This is a genomic window from Mesorhizobium sp. M0768 (assembly GCF_040320195.1).
In the GTDB taxonomy this organism is placed as follows: domain Bacteria; phylum Pseudomonadota; class Alphaproteobacteria; order Rhizobiales; family Rhizobiaceae; genus Mesorhizobium.
The window spans coordinates 269333-283202 of record NZ_JAMYPD010000001.1 but is presented as its reverse complement, the minus strand read 5'-3'; the positions used below and the strand labels follow the sequence as shown (position 1 = coordinate 283202).

Sequence of the window (13870 nt, the reverse complement as noted above, 5' to 3'; positions counted from 1 at the left end):
TGCCGAGAGACCGGCAGACGACCGATAGATCCGACAGGCCCAAAAAAGGGCGCTGGCTGGCTGCGCCTGTTAGGCGGCGGACTGGGTCGGCGGGTTCTGATACATCATCCAGAGCTCGATCGCCGCCAGCACGGCGACCAGAATGCCGATCACGACATGCACGGTCATCGCCGTGGTCGCCTGGAATCCAAGCACCCAGGGCGATGCGAGAACCCACAGTCCGACGACCAGGTTCACCCACTCTTCCCACACGGCAAATGCTGCGAGGGCGGCAACCGAAAGCACGACAATCAAGATTCCGCTGCCGAGGGCGTTCTGCGTCTGCGGGCCTGCCGCAAAGGTGAAGATCCAGGGGGAGAAGAACAGAATTGCCCCAAGGATCAGGTTGGCTACGTCACAGAGCCTGGCGTTTGTCCACTGGTTCATGGCATCCTCCATAAGGAGCGTTTATGGCTCCTGAGTTCGGCAAGGTGGTGCCTGAGTTCGGTGAGATGCGCCCGAAGCCGCTCACTCCGTGTCAAGGTAGTGCCCTGCCCGGCTGGAATTCCGCATCTGGCGGTACTCCAGCCAAATCCAGCTATCTAACTGAATTCCGGGCTTTATGTTCCATTCGGCACCGGCACGCCTGGATCAATTGGTGGTGATCGAGCGATCCAAAGCTGCCTGTCAGGGGCGGCGGGGCGGCGGCGCGTAGCTCATTCTGTCTTTTTATCGAGCCGGTGAAACATTTCTCGTGGATCGCAGTTCTTGGATGCAGAGGAGTTGAATAAGGGAAACCTGATTGCACGGGAGGAGCACGGACGGCACAACTATAAATACGCTCTGCATAGAATACTTCGCAACGGGAAGCTCTCGCTTGTCTTGGTTGCCGCCGAAGCTTGTTTGAAAGACGGCGATCGCCGCCGAAAAGATTTTCTAAATGAAAATAGCCCAGATCGCACCGCTAACCGAATCCGTGCCGCCCCGAACCTACGGTGGAACCGAGCGAATTGTTTCGTATCTGACCGAAGAACTTGCCCGACAGGGCCACGAGGTGACGCTGTTCGCCAGCGCCGATTCTCGTACCTCAGCCGAGCTGGTGCCGTGTTGCGACGTCGCGCTGCGCCTGAACCCCAGGGTCCAGGACGGTGGTCCGCACCATGTTATGATGCTTGAACGGGTGCGCCGGCGAGCCGGTGAATTCGACGTTTTGCATTTCCACGTCGATGTTCTGCACTTCCCCATAATTCGGGATTTTGCCAGACGAACGGTTACCACGCTTCACGGCAGGCTCGACCTGCCCGATCTGGCGCAGCTTTATGCGATGTTCGACGACGTTCCCCTGGTCTCGATTTCCTTCGACCAGCGCCGGCCCATGCCGCCCGTCAATTGGGTTGGAACCGTGCATCATGGCCTACCCCGCGATCTTCTGCCATTCCACCCGAACACCTCCGGCTATCTTGCGTTTCTCGGTCGCATCTCGCCGGAAAAGGGGCCGGAAGCGGCCATACAAATAGCGGCGCGGGCCGGGTTTCCCCTGAAGATCGCCGCCAAAATCGACAAGGTGGACCAGTCGTTCTGGAAGGAAAGGGTCGAGCCGCAAGTGCTGCGGCATTCGAACGTGGAGTTCATTGGCGAGATCGATGAGCGGCAAAAGGCGGATTTTCTGGGCAATGCGAAAGCGCTTTTGTTTCCGATCGACTGGCCGGAACCCTTCGGTCTCGTAACGATCGAAGCAATGGCCTGCGGTACGCCCGTGGTTGCGTTCCGGCGTGGCGCCGTCCCGGAGATCATCGATGACGGTGTGTCCGGATGGATCGTGGATACGGTGGAGGAAGCCGTGGGCGCGCTCCGGCGCATAGACAGCCTCGATCGCGCACGAGTGCGGCAGACGTTCGAGAAGCGGTTCACGGTCGAGCGCATGTGCAGCGATTATCTGGCACTCTACCGAGCACTCACGAGCGGCACGGCAGACGCAGTTGCCCCCACAAACGAGCTCTCCAGAAATATCGCGATGGTGGCTGTGCCGGGCTGAGGAACCGACTGATCCACATACAGACCACGACGGCGGAGTCCGGGAGCGCCTGCGGGGTCTTGTCGCCGGGCGCGGCGATCGCGCCAGAAGCCTTTGATCAGCAGCAAGCCTTCCCGGGACTAATGCTTTCGCGAGCGGCGTCGTACTGCCGCCCGGTCCGGATTGACGCGCGCTACTTTCGCTGCAAAGGTGCTTTAACGACTTGTTTACCATGCGTCGGTCAGGGGTGGGGGAATTTGGAACGGTTTCTGGGCGCGAACCGCCTTAATTGGGATGATCGGGCCGAACTGCACTCGACCGACACAACGGGCAGCTACCACATCGAGAATGTGCTGGCCGGCGGATCCAATCTCTATGAGCTGGAAACGCGCGAGCTCGGCGATATCGCCGGCAAGGATATCGTCCACCTGCAGTGTCACATCGGTCTTGACACGATCAGCTTGAAGAATCTCGGCGCAGGCAGCGTGACCGGGCTCGACTTTTCACCGACGGCGATCGTGGCGGCGCGGGATTTTGCTGCGAAGGCAGGCACCGACGTGCGCTTCGTGGAAGCGCCACTGTTCGAGGCGGTGGAAGCGCTCGGCCGGACCTTTGATATCGCTTACGTTACCTGGGGTTCGGTAAACTGGCTGGACGACGTGTTCCGTTGGGCGCGGGTGGTTGCCGATCTTCTGCGACCCGGCGGCCGCCTCTACATGGCCGAGGGCCATCCATTGCTGTTTCAGTGCGATCGAAAGGCCGCGGCCCTGGAATTGAAGCACGACTGGCGAACGCCGATAGCTCGGCCGCTCGCCTGGAACGAGGAACTGACCTACACCGGCGATGATCGCATCTTGAAGCATCCTCGCTATTATGAATGGATCCACCCGATCAGTGACGTGGTGAATGCGCTGATTTCAGCTGGTCTGACGCTCGATTTTCTCAATGAGCATGACACGGTTTCGTGGCAGCACTTTTCATTTGCCGTGCGGGCCGGCAAGGATATGTACGGCTTGCCGGAGAACTCTCCCAAGATACCGATGGCTTATTCCATTGGCGCGACGAAGCGCAGCGTCGGCAAGATACCATACCTTGTGTCTCCCAAGGCGATTGAGGGGCACTAGTCCAGGTCAACGCTCCAGAGTACCCGGGTCGGAGCGTCGACTTGTGCAATCGCGCTCGCGCTCCTCGATCTTCCGAGCAAGCCAGGTCTAGCCGGCCTCTCTCTCGGTCCGCTTCCACAGACGAGCGCCTTGAGATGAGCAGATCTCCTCGCGAATGGTCGACAGACGCTGGATCGCCGGCGCCAGCGCATCTCAATCAGTGGGACCATGGCAGTGGAAGTCGGCAGCTGGCTCCAACCGCTCGGGCCTGCAACATCAGCAACGGTCGGAAGTGCAAAAGCTCTAAGGAGCGTGAAGGTCAAATTAAACATTGAAAGCTAATGTTCCTCATCGGGTCGACCCGAAAACCTGAAATGGCACTTGAGGAATCGCCTATTGGCTTTTTTCCGCGCTAGGTTCGGCGGCATCAAGGAGATCGTCTTTTCGTCGGCAAATATTCCGGCGGCGATCGCGCTTGTCGTCATACTTATCAGCGCTGCGTTCGCGGAGCACCAGAACAAAGTCGTCTCGGACCAGGCCGTCCGTTCGGACGTGCTGACCAAGGTCAACCTCATCCGCGCCAAGCTCGAAGGCAATATCAACGGAAACCTTCAACTCGTGCGTGGATTGGTCTCCGCGGTCGTGACCGAGCCCTATATGGGACAGCAACGCTTCGCCTCACTCGCGAGCAATCTGTTTGGCGCCGACTCGCAATTGAACAATATTGCCGGCGCGCCCGATCTGGTCGTTTCCCTGATGTACCCGATGGAGGGTAACGAGCAGGCGATGGGCCTGGACTACCGCAAGAACGAACGACAGCGTGCGGCTGCGCTAAGGGCGCGAGACGAACGCAAGCTGGTGCTTGCCGGCCCCGTCGAGCTGAAGCAGGGAGGACAAGGCTTCATCGGCCGCTTTCCGGTTTTCGTGCGGAGCGCGGGCAATACGGAAAGGTTCTGGGGCATCATTTCCGCCGTTGTCGACGTGCAGCGTCTTTATCGGGCGAGCGGGCTGCTTGACGACGATCTCGGGATTGACATAGCGCTGATCGGCAGGGACGCTCTCGGCCAAAATGGAGACCAATTCTACGGTAGTGAGCGGATCAGCAAAAGCGATCCGGTGACAGCCGACGTTGTGCTCCCGTCCGGTTCGTGGCAAATCGCGGCCATTCCCAAAAATGGCTGGCCTTCGACGCCAAGCAACGCATGGTTGTTGCGCGCTATCATGGCGACGGCCGGAGCCTTGGTTGTGTTCCCTTTCCTGGTCACAGGCCGCCTGATTGGCGAAAGACAGCGCAATTATGCCGAATTGCGTCGATTGTCACGACGCTTGGAACTCGCCCTGGAAGCGTCGGCTATTGGGGTTTGGGAACACGATCTCGCGACCAACGAGCTTACGTGGGATGATCGCGTCAACGAAATATATGGCAAACCAACTGGCGAGCACCGGGGCTATCCAGACTGGGCGGGAGCAATCCACCCAGATGATTTGGCTGGCGCCAACGCGGACTTCGACAGGGCGGTGGCCAGCGGACGACCATATTTGTCGGAGTACCGGATTGTGCGTCAGGATGGCGAGATCCGTCATGTCCGGTCCAAGGCGATCGTTTACCGGGTCGCAAACGACACCCCAAAAATGATCGGCGCGGAATGGGACGTGACTGCCGACGTCCTGCTGAACAAGGATCTGGTTCGTGCAAAACAGCTGTCCGAGTCGAAAAATGCAGAACTCGAGTCAGCCAAAGCGCGCATAGAGCACATCGCGCTTCATGATTCGCTGACCGGCTTGCCCAACCGGCGTTACCTCGACCAGGTACTGGAACATTACGCGGCAAACGCCAGGCGCTCAGGCGGGCACGCGGCACTGCTTCACATAGATCTGGATCGGTTCAAGCACATCAACGATACGCTGGGCCACGCCGCCGGTGACGCGATGTTGGTTCACGCGTCAACCGTGCTCAGGTCGAAGGTCGGCGACGAGGGATTCGTCGCCCGTATCGGGGGAGACGAATTCATCGTTCTGTGCGTGGTGCGCGACGATACCAAGCAGCTGGCGCTGCTCGCCGACCGCGTCATCAGCCAGATGCGCGAACCGGTCTACTATCAGGGTCATCGATGCCGTTTTGGTGTCAGCGTGGGAATCGCTGTCGACAACGGAAAAGATGTCGAAGCCAAACACCTGCTGGTGAACGCCGATATCGCGCTTTACCGAGCAAAGGGGCGGGGGCGCAATCGATACGAATTCTTCACAGACGCGATGCAAAGCGAAATCGTCGATACCAAGCGGATTGCCGACGAAATTCTCGGCGGCCTCGAGCGCAACGAGTTCATCCCGTTCTACCAGCCCCAATTTGACGCAAAGACGCTCGAAATCGTTGGGGTTGAGGCGCTGGCGAGGTGGAAACATCCAATAAAGGGTATTTTGGCGCCCGACGTCTTCCTGAGGATTGCAGAAGAACTGAACGTTGTCTCGATCATCGACCAAGCCATATTGAAGCAATCGCTTTCGGATTTCGAAGCGTGGTCCGCTGCAAAACTTCACATTCCGCGGGTGTCGGTCAATGTCTCGGCCAGGCGCCTTCAGGATGAGGAGCTCATCAAGAGCCTGCGAGAGCAAAATATCAAGAAGGGAACAGTTTCGTTTGAGCTTGTTGAGTCGATTTTCCTGGACGAGAACGACGACCTTGTCACGTGGAACATCGAGCAGATAAAAGAACTGGGGATTGACATCGAAATAGACGATTTTGGTACCGGTTACGCTTCGATGGTCAGTTTGCTGAAGTTGCAGCCGCGCCGGCTGAAGATAGATCGGCAGCTGGTCACCCCAATCGTCAAATCGCCGCAGAGAAGGCAGGTTGTCTCGTCGATCATTGAAATCGGCAAGTCGCTGGGTATCGAGGTCGTGGCGGAAGGCGTCGAGACGATGCAGCATGCACGGCTACTCAAGGGCCTGGGCTGCGACATATTGCAGGGTTATGCCTTCGGCCACGCGTTCGATTCCGAGGGACTTAAGACCTTTGTCCGATCGCGACGCCTGCGCACGGCCAGCTGAGCCTCGGCGCCAGAATTTATCGAGCCGACCGCCTTCACGTTGCGGTACATAGGCGCACAGCGGACAAAGCTGAAGACAACGCCAAACCTCAGATCAGCAGCAGGCCCTTCATGCTGGAGTGGCCTTTCCTGCCGATGATGATGTGGTCGTGAACGGCAATGCCAAGCGGTTTGGCCGTCTCGATGATCAGCTTGGTCATCTCGATGTCGGCGCGCGACGGCGTCGGGTCTCCCGACGGATGGTTATGCGCCAGAATGATCGCCGTGGCGGAGAGCTCCAAGGCGCGCCTGACCACCTCGCGCGGATAGACCGGTGTGTGGTCGACGGTGCCGACCTGCTGGACTTCGTCGGCGATCAGCGCGTTTTTCTTGTCGAGGAACAGGATGCGGAACTGCTCGCGCTCCTCGAAGGCCATCACCGACCGGCAGTATTCGAGAACCTGCGTCCACGTCGACAACAGCTCGCGGCCGGCGATCTCGCCGCGCGCCATGCGCTGCGCCGTTGCCGCAACCACCTTGAGGTCGAGCGCCACCGCCGGGCCGATGCCCTTCACCTCCTGCAGGCGCTCGACGGACGCACCGAGGACCTCGGCCAATGTACCGAAGCGTGCCAGCAATGCCTTGGCGACCGGCTTGGTGTCGGCGCGCGGGATCAGCCGAAACAATAAAAGCTCGAGCAGTTCGTAGTCGGGGAGGGTGTTGGCACCGGCGGCGAAGCGCTCGCGCAGGCGGTCGCGATGGCCGAGATAATGCGGCTTGTCGGCGGCCACCGCCTTCGCGGGCGATCGCACTGGCCTTTCGGGAAAGAAGGCCCGCTCGTCGTCGTTATTGTTCATGGCTGCCCCACCCAGCATTTGCCGGGCAAGGTAACGCCCGATCTGCCAGACACTAGGCCCGCAGGCCGGGGCGGTCGAGGTTTTTTGGCGACAGCGTGAAGATCTCGCAGCCGGTCTCGGTGACGCCGATCGTGTGCTCGTACTGCGCCGACAGCGAACGGTCGCGCGTCACCGCGGTCCAGCCGTCCGACAGCACTTTCACATGCGGCCGGCCGAGATTGATCATCGGCTCGACGGTGAAGATCATGCCCGGCCGCATCTCGACGCCTTCGCTGGCGCTGCCGTAATGCAGGATATTCGGCGCGTCGTGAAACAGCCGGCCAACCCCGTGGCCGCAGAAATCGCGCACCACCGAGCAACGCTCGGCTTCGGCATAGGTCTGGATGGCGGCGCCGATGGCGCCGGTTCGGGCGCCCGGCTTGATTGCCGCGATGCCGCGCATCAGGCACTCATACGTGACTTCGAGCAGCCGCTCCGCGGCACGCTTGATCGTGCCCACCGGATACATGCGCGAGGAGTCGCCATGCCAGCCGTCGAGGATATAGGTGACGTCGATATTGACGATGTCGCCATCCTTCAACGGCTTGTTGTCGGGTATGCCGTGACAGACGACGTGGTTGATCGAGGTGCAGGATGATTTCGTGTAGCCACGGTAGTTGAGCGTCGCCGGAAGCGCGCCATGGTCCATCCCGAACTCGAAGACGAAGCGATCAATCGCTTCGGTGGTGACGCCGGGCGCCACAATCGGTACCAGTTCGTCAAGGCAGCGCGCGGTGAGATCGCAAGCCTTGCGCATGCCGACAAAACCTTCCTCGTCGTAAAGACGGATCTGGCCGGTGTTTCTGAGCGGTGCCGTGGCGGCGTCGAGATAGGTGACCATTTTATCCGTCTTGCAGGGATGCGGGGCTGGATGAGCCTCGGCGAGAGAAACCTTCCCAGATTTGGCACTGGAAAGCGCAAGGTTCAAGGACGAACTGCCGGCGACGGGCCGAAGACCGGCGATATTCACGCCTGGGGGCATTCTCCTTGCCTCTAGCGGCCCATACTTCGCTGGGTTCATTGACCACCGTAGTGACGACACATTTCTAGGCGAGAAGCGGCTCAAGCATTAAGCCGCCACGGCAATTTTTTGCGACGAACGGCGTTGCTGCGGGGGTGTCAGTTCGGGAGAGATCGAATGGACAGACTGCAATTCGAGGTGCCGGTGCGGATCGCGCCTGTGCCCGGCCAGCCGGTCGAGGAAATCTACAGTGTCGAGCAGGCGCTCGATTTCCTGCAAACATGGCCGGTTCGCCGGAAGGGACCAACCTACCAGGCCGCGTTCAATGCCTGTTTTGGCGCCACGGTGGACATCGTCGAGACCGAAGACGCATGGCGGGCCTTCATGGCCTTTTGCCGGGTGAGCGGCCTGCTTGCCAGGGACATGATGGTTCCGCGCAAGCGCGGCGGCGAGGCGAGGGGGCTGCGGGCGTAGGGAGCCTTCGACGTAGTCCTCAGTCGTCTTCGCCTCTTCTTGCCGACATCCCTATCAGAGTGGCGGGTCCAGCAAAGCTTGCGCAGCATCACGCTGGCGATAGACATGCCAAGTTGAAATGCTGGTACGCCCAAGGGGAATCGAACCCCTGTTACCGCCGTGAAAGGGCGGTGTCCTGACCGCTAGACGATGGGCGCGCTCAGATGTGAGCGCTTATAGTTGCGTCGCGACAAACCGGCAACCCGTCTGCCGCCGGCTGCGACAACTTTTTTCCTTTGGCTCCAAACCGCGTGTTTTTGCCGGCGAAGCTGGTTGCGGCAAAGTACAACGTCGCCGGGGAAGGGGCGTCGCGGCGCCGGAAAGAACCTAGCCGCGCCTGCGGCAGCGCCAGTTCCAGTCACGCTCGGGGCCGACATCGACATGGACGGATTCGGTGTGGCAGTAGGTGCCGACGCCGCCGCGGCCCGGCATGGTGCGGATATAGCTCGCCAGTTCCCATTTCGAGACGCCGGGAACCTGGATGTCGGCGGCGGCGCAGTACATGTGCAGCGAATTCTTTGCGCCGTTGGCGCGGCGGTTGCGGGCCGGATCGCGATAGCCGGAGGTGACCGTCATCTTGCGGCCGTAGTGGCCTTCGATCGTCTTCAGCACGCGAACCAGCGATGGCTTCAAGCAGGCGACATCGACGCTTTCGTTCTGTTTCAGGAGGCCGTTGGGCGCCAGCCGGGCAAGGCCGGCGGCGGAGGCGACCTGGTAGGCGCCACCCGAACCTTCGTCTTCGTTGAGATCGACATCACTCTCATCGTCGAGGCCGGATTTGCGCTTGATCTCGAACAGCGCCGTCTGTCGCACGCCGGGCAGCGCATCGGCGGTGAAGTGGCTGGTGTCGCCTGTCGACACCAGCTGCACCGGCTTTTCAGCCGGATCGGCCGAAGCCAGGGTGACGGTGGGTTTTGCCGCAGGCGTCGCCTTGGCCTGCATGACCGTTGGCTGCCCGCCCGCTCTGCTGTTGGCCGGCGAAGAAGGTGCCGCCGAAGCAGGCGTGGCGCTGAACAGTGAGGCCAGGAAGTTTTTCTTCGGTGCGTAGGCCTGTGGCTGCGGCATCTCGCCGGCGGTCACATAAACCGGGTTGGTCATCGCCGGTGCGGCGGCCTTGGCGTCGGGCTTCGATGCATCAGCACTGTTCTGCGCCACGGCCTGTTCGGCTGTCTGGGCGTTTGGTTGCAGCGGTTGCGGCGTGTGTCCCGCGATCGTCTCGGCTGCCGTGGGGACGGCGATCGGGAATCCAGCGTCGAGCTTGGCCCCTGGCTTGGCCACCGGCACATAGGCGACCTGCTCGGGAAGGTTGGCGTCGCCGTCGGCATTCATCGTCATTTGTGCGCTTGTCATCTGCGACGATGATGCGGCCGTGCTGGCCTGGGGCGCACCGGCGGCCGTGCTGATTTCGGTAGCCGAGGTATTGTAGCCTGGCATGCCGACCGACATCGTCGGGTCGCCGGCCGAGGTGCAGGACGCCAGGAGCACCGAGAAAAGCGCCGCCACAATGGCGCGGCTTTCTCCCTTCGCGAGGCGCGATCCTGCTGATCTCAAAACAAAATTCCCCCTCGATATCCGACCGGTTCGTCATTGGCGCGGCGTCGAAACGTCTCGTCGAAATGACCCTTGTTCCCCGAACCGGAAACGAGACCTGTGTCAAATCTGCAAGCCTCAAAGTAATTTGGCGGCTAGAGGATGAATCAAGGCTGCTCAGGGTTGACGGCACCATTTCGCCCGCTTTTGGCGGCGCGTCAACTCACCACACATTACAGATGGTTACACGCGCACCTTGACATAGGTGCCGGGGGCTTCGCCTAGAACTTGCATATGCTCGCCCGGTTTGCGGGCCGGTACGCGGGTATTGTCCTTGGCTTCGATCCAGCGTTGCCAGTGCGGCCACCAGGAACCGGGATGGTCGGTGGCCCCGGCGAGCCACTGGTCGAAGTCGCCGGCCGGCTTGCCGCCGGTCCAGTAGTGATATTTCTGCGCCGCCGGCGGATTGACGACTCCGGCGATGTGGCCGGAGCCGGCCATGACGTAATCGACCTCGCCGCCGAAATATTTCGAGCCGAGGAAGACCGAAAGCGCCGGCGCGATATGGTCCTCCTTAGAGGCGAGGTTGTAGACCGGAATGGTAACGTCCTTCAGCGAAACCGTGCGGCCCGCCAGTTCCATCATGCCTTGCGAAAGCCTGTTCTCGAGATAGCAATTGCGCAAATAGAAGGAATGGTTGGCAGCGCCCATGCGGGTCGAATCGGCATTCCAGTACAGCAGGTCGAAAGGCAGGGGATCCTTGCCGCGCATGTAGTTGTTGACGACATAGGGCCAGATCAGGTCGCCCGAGCGCAGCATGTTGAAGGCGGTCGCCATCTTCGTGCCGTCGAGATAGCCTTTCTCGTTCATCGCCTTTTCGACGGCCGCGACCTGCTCCTCGTCGACGAACACTTTTAGATCGCCGGCATAGGTGAAATCGACCTGGGTGGTGAAGAAGGTGGCGGATTTGATGCGGTTGTCGCCTTCCTGCGCCATCAGTGCCAGGGCCGCCGCCAGAAGCGTGCCGCCGACGCAATAGCCGATGGCGTTGACTTGCCTTTCGCCGGTGGCCTTCTCGATCGTGTCGAGGCCGTATTGCAGGCCCTCCCTGATATAGGCCTCCCAGCTCTTGGCGCCGTGCCGCTCGTCCGGGTTGATCCAGGAGATGACGAAGACGGTGTGGCCTTGCTCGACTGCCCAGCGAATGAAGGATTTTTGCGGGTTGAGGTCGAGGATGTAGTATTTGTTGATCCATGGCGGGCAGATCAGCAGCGGCCGCTTGAGCACGGTGTCGGTAGTCGGTTCGTATTGCAGGATTTCGGCGACGTCGCTGCGGCCGACCACCTTGCCGGGAGTGGTGGCGAGATTCTTACCGATCTCGAAAAGCGAATAATCGGCCTGCCGCAGCTTCAGGTCGCCCTTGCCGGCGGCAATGTCCTCGGCCAGCATCTTCATGCCGCGCACCAGGTTTTCGCCGTTGGAGGCGACAGTCTCGCGAAACAATTCCGGATTGGTCAGGATGAAATTCGACGGCGAGATGGCATTGGACACCTGCTTGACATAAAAGCCGGCCTTGTGGCGGGTGTGCTCGTCCAGGCCGTCGGCGTGCTCGACCAGTTCGGCCGCCCAGCGCGAGGTGACCAGATACGCCTGTTTGAGGAAATCGAAGAAGGCGTTGCGGCCCCATTCCGGGTCCTGGAAACGCTTGTCACCGCGCTCGGGCTTGACCGCGTCCTCGGCGTCCTCGGCGCCGGCGCCGATGCGCTGGACGGCGTTGGCCCAGACGGTCATGTAGCCGGAAAACAGCCGCGTTTGCGCCTCCAGCGCGCGCTGCGGGTCGGAGAGCCAGTACTCGGTGAGCTTGGAGAACGTCTTCACCATGTCGACGACCGGCTCAGCGACGTGATCGCGCACCTCGCCTTTTTCCCGCGGCTCGGCCCATGCCGAGGCGGCCTTGCCGGCCTGCTCGATCATGCGAGCCATGTTCAGCGCGAAGCGTTCCGGGTCCTTCACCAGATATTGCTCGACGGTCGAAGGTTGGTCATCTTCCGCTTTGCCCGAATCGGGTGTTTTGGACATGGTTCGCGGGGTTCCTCCCGAAGCGTTTTGTTGACATATTACCATGGGATACCGAACAGGGTCCAATGTGCTCTAACCCGGCCGCCAGGAAAACAACATGACGATTAATATTGGCAAGAACGTTTTTTCCGGCACTGGTCGTTTTTGCCGCATGGCGCTCGTCATGTTGGCGATGGCCGGTTGCACGAGCAGCAACATGGAAGGTGCGGCGCCCGCCACCGGCCTTGTCGGCGCGAAGGACACCGGTTCCTATCCGAACCTGAACATCCGGCCGCAGGTGGCGGCCGAGCAATTCACCGACGAGGAAAAGAACGCCAAGCTCGCCCAACTGAAGGCCGAGGAGCAGAGCCAGGCCGCCAAGGGCGGCGGCGTCAAGGTTGCGGACCAGGCAGCGCTGGACCAGCTGGCAAAAAAACACGGCGCCGAGGCGCTGAAGCAGATCGAAGGCAAATGCGACCCCGCTCTCGACCCTAGTTGCAAATAAGCTTATACGCGCGACCGCAACCTCACTGTCTGGAACTGCCATGGAAGAATTTCACAAGGTCCGCCGGCTTCCGCCCTATGTCTTCGAACAGGTCAACCGGCTGAAGGCCAGCGCCCGTTCGCGCGGCGCCGACATCATCGACCTTGGCATGGGCAATCCGGATCTGCCGACGCCCAAGGCCATCGTCGACAAACTCTGCGAGGTGGTACGCGATCCGCGCACGCACCGCTATTCGTCGTCGCGCGGCATTCCGGGCCTGCGTCGTGCCCAGGCCAACTACTATGCCCGCCGCTTCGGCGTGAAGCTCGACCCGGACAGCCAGGTGGTGGCGACGCTCGGCTCGAAGGAGGGCTTCGCCAATATGGCGCAGGCGATCACCGCCCCCGGCGACGTGATCCTTTGCCCTAATCCGACCTATCCGATCCATGCGTTCGGCTTCATCATGTCGGGCGGCGTCATCCGCTCGCTGCAGGTCGAGCCGGACGACGGCTTCATCCCGGCCCTGGAGCGCGGCATTCGCCATTCGATCCCGAAGCCGCTGGCACTGATCCTCAATTATCCGTCCAATCCGACGGCACTGGTCGCTTCGCTCGATTTCTACAAGGAGGTGGTGGCCTTCGCGAGGAAGAACGACATCATCATCCTGTCGGATCTTGCCTATTCGGAGATCTATTTCGACGGCAATCCGCCGCCTTCGGTGCTGCAGGTGCCGGGCGCCATAGACGTCGCCGTCGAGTTCACCTCGATGTCGAAGACCTTTTCGATGCCGGGCTGGCGCATGGGTTTTGCGGTCGGCAATGAACGGCTGATCTCGGCGCTGACGCGAGTGAAATCCTATCTCGACTACGGTGCCTTCACGCCGATCCAGGTGGCGGCGGCGCATGCACTCAACGGCGATGGCGCCGACATCGCGGAAGTGCGCGACGTCTACCGCAAACGCCGCGATGTCATGGTCGACGCTTTCAGCCGCGCCGGCTGGACCATTCCCGCACCGGCGGCTTCGATGTTCGCCTGGGCGCCGATCCCGGAGCCGTTCAAGCACCTGGGCTCGCTTGAATTCTCCAAGCTCCTGATCGAGCACGCCGACGTCGCGGTGGCGCCGGGCGTCGGCTTCGGCGAGCATGGCGACGATCACGTGCGCATCGCGCTGGTCGAAAACGAGCACCGGATCCGGCAAGCGGCGCGCAATATCAAGCGCTTCCTCGCATCCAGCGCCAAGCAGCCGAATAACGTCGTGCCGCTCGCCGCGCATCGCTGATTTTCTACACATCAACCGACTGAATGG

General features: G+C 61.0%; 11 protein-coding genes and 1 tRNA gene. 6 read left to right on the top strand and 6 right to left on the bottom strand.

Features of this window, described 5'->3' with window-relative positions; translation table 11 throughout:
- Positions 1 to 69 precede the first annotated feature (69 nt).
- Positions 70 to 426 (bottom strand): SPW repeat protein, encoded by a 357-nt coding sequence (locus NKI08_RS01340; RefSeq protein ID WP_352451366.1) that lies wholly within the window; start codon positions 424 to 426, stop codon positions 70 to 72.
- 493 nt (positions 427 to 919) lie between these two features.
- Here NKI08_RS01340 and NKI08_RS01335 point away from each other — a divergent pair, with 493 nt between their 5' ends.
- The 3 genes from NKI08_RS01335 (at position 920) to NKI08_RS01325 (ending at position 6144) form a co-directional block, all read left to right on the top strand.
- Entirely contained in the window at positions 920 to 2014 is a 1095-nt protein-coding gene (locus tag NKI08_RS01335) for a glycosyltransferase family 4 protein (protein ID WP_352766772.1), read from the top strand.
- A 59-nt stretch (positions 2015 to 2073) separates the two neighbouring features.
- Entirely contained in the window at positions 2074 to 3117 is a 1044-nt protein-coding gene (locus NKI08_RS01330; RefSeq protein WP_352685540.1) for a class I SAM-dependent methyltransferase, read from the top strand.
- Between the two features lie 447 nt (positions 3118 to 3564).
- Positions 3565 to 6144 (top strand): bifunctional diguanylate cyclase/phosphodiesterase, encoded by a 2580-nt coding sequence (locus tag NKI08_RS01325; RefSeq protein ID WP_352766965.1) that lies wholly within the window; start codon positions 3565 to 3567, stop codon positions 6142 to 6144.
- A gap of 88 nt (positions 6145 to 6232) precedes the next feature.
- Here NKI08_RS01325 and radC read toward each other — a convergent pair whose 3' ends face one another.
- Both radC and map read right to left on the bottom strand, forming a co-directional pair.
- Positions 6233 to 6979 carry a RadC family protein gene (gene radC / locus NKI08_RS01320; protein WP_352766770.1) on the bottom strand — a complete coding sequence of 249 codons (747 nt, stop codon included), beginning with the start codon at positions 6977 to 6979 and terminating at the stop codon, positions 6233 to 6235.
- Between the two features lie 52 nt (positions 6980 to 7031).
- Positions 7032 to 7859 (bottom strand): type I methionyl aminopeptidase, encoded by an 828-nt coding sequence (gene map / locus NKI08_RS01315; protein WP_352451363.1) that lies wholly within the window; start codon positions 7857 to 7859, stop codon positions 7032 to 7034.
- Between the two features lie 297 nt (positions 7860 to 8156).
- Between map and NKI08_RS01310 the strand changes: the two genes are divergently transcribed.
- The gene (locus NKI08_RS01310) at positions 8157 to 8453 is read left to right on the top strand and encodes a DUF982 domain-containing protein (RefSeq protein WP_023678889.1); all 297 of its coding nucleotides are present in this window, start codon (positions 8157 to 8159) and stop codon (positions 8451 to 8453) included.
- Positions 8454 to 8575: 122 nt separating this feature from the next.
- Here NKI08_RS01310 and NKI08_RS01305 read toward each other — a convergent pair.
- The 3 genes from NKI08_RS01305 to phaC all read right to left on the bottom strand — a co-directional run bounded on the left by NKI08_RS01305 (position 8576) and on the right by phaC (position 12101).
- A tRNA-Glu gene (locus tag NKI08_RS01305) sits at positions 8576 to 8650 on the bottom strand.
- A gap of 169 nt (positions 8651 to 8819) precedes the next feature.
- The gene (locus NKI08_RS01300; RefSeq protein ID WP_352501096.1) at positions 8820 to 9938 is read right to left on the bottom strand and encodes a YcbK family protein; all 1119 of its coding nucleotides are present in this window, start codon (positions 9936 to 9938) and stop codon (positions 8820 to 8822) included.
- A gap of 327 nt (positions 9939 to 10265) precedes the next feature.
- Complete coding sequence (gene phaC / locus NKI08_RS01295; protein WP_352766767.1) at positions 10266 to 12101, bottom strand: class I poly(R)-hydroxyalkanoic acid synthase; 1836 nt, start codon at positions 12099 to 12101, stop codon at positions 10266 to 10268.
- Positions 12102 to 12198: 97 nt separating this feature from the next.
- Here phaC and NKI08_RS01290 point away from each other — a divergent pair, with 97 nt between their 5' ends.
- Positions 12199 to 12585 carry a hypothetical protein gene (locus tag NKI08_RS01290; protein WP_352614042.1) on the top strand — a complete coding sequence of 129 codons (387 nt, stop codon included), beginning with the start codon at positions 12199 to 12201 and terminating at the stop codon, positions 12583 to 12585.
- A 40-nt stretch (positions 12586 to 12625) separates the two neighbouring features.
- On the top strand, positions 12626 to 13843 hold the full coding sequence (locus tag NKI08_RS01285; protein WP_023678886.1) for an LL-diaminopimelate aminotransferase: 1218 nt from the start codon (positions 12626 to 12628) through the stop codon (positions 13841 to 13843).
- Positions 13844 to 13870 lie beyond the last annotated feature (27 nt).

Bases quoted from the DNA above. Each gene is read 5' to 3' on its own strand.
- NKI08_RS01340 (WP_352451366.1), bottom strand. From the start codon at position 426: ATGAACCAGTGGACAAACGCCAGGCTCTGTGACGTAGCCAACCTGATC.
- NKI08_RS01335 (WP_352766772.1), top strand. From the start codon at position 920: ATGAAAATAGCCCAGATCGCACCGCTAACCGAATCCGTGCCGCCCCGA.
- radC (WP_352766770.1), bottom strand. From the start codon at position 6,979: ATGAACAATAACGACGACGAGCGGGCCTTCTTTCCCGAAAGGCCAGTG.
- map (WP_352451363.1), bottom strand. From the start codon at position 7,859: ATGGTCACCTATCTCGACGCCGCCACGGCACCGCTCAGAAACACCGGC.
- NKI08_RS01310 (WP_023678889.1), top strand. From the start codon at position 8,157: ATGGACAGACTGCAATTCGAGGTGCCGGTGCGGATCGCGCCTGTGCCC.
- NKI08_RS01300 (WP_352501096.1), bottom strand. From the start codon at position 9,938: ATGTCGGTCGGCATGCCAGGCTACAATACCTCGGCTACCGAAATCAGC.
- phaC (WP_352766767.1), bottom strand. From the start codon at position 12,101: ATGTCCAAAACACCCGATTCGGGCAAAGCGGAAGATGACCAACCTTCG.
- NKI08_RS01290 (WP_352614042.1), top strand. From the start codon at position 12,199: ATGACGATTAATATTGGCAAGAACGTTTTTTCCGGCACTGGTCGTTTT.
- NKI08_RS01285 (WP_023678886.1), top strand. From the start codon at position 12,626: ATGGAAGAATTTCACAAGGTCCGCCGGCTTCCGCCCTATGTCTTCGAA.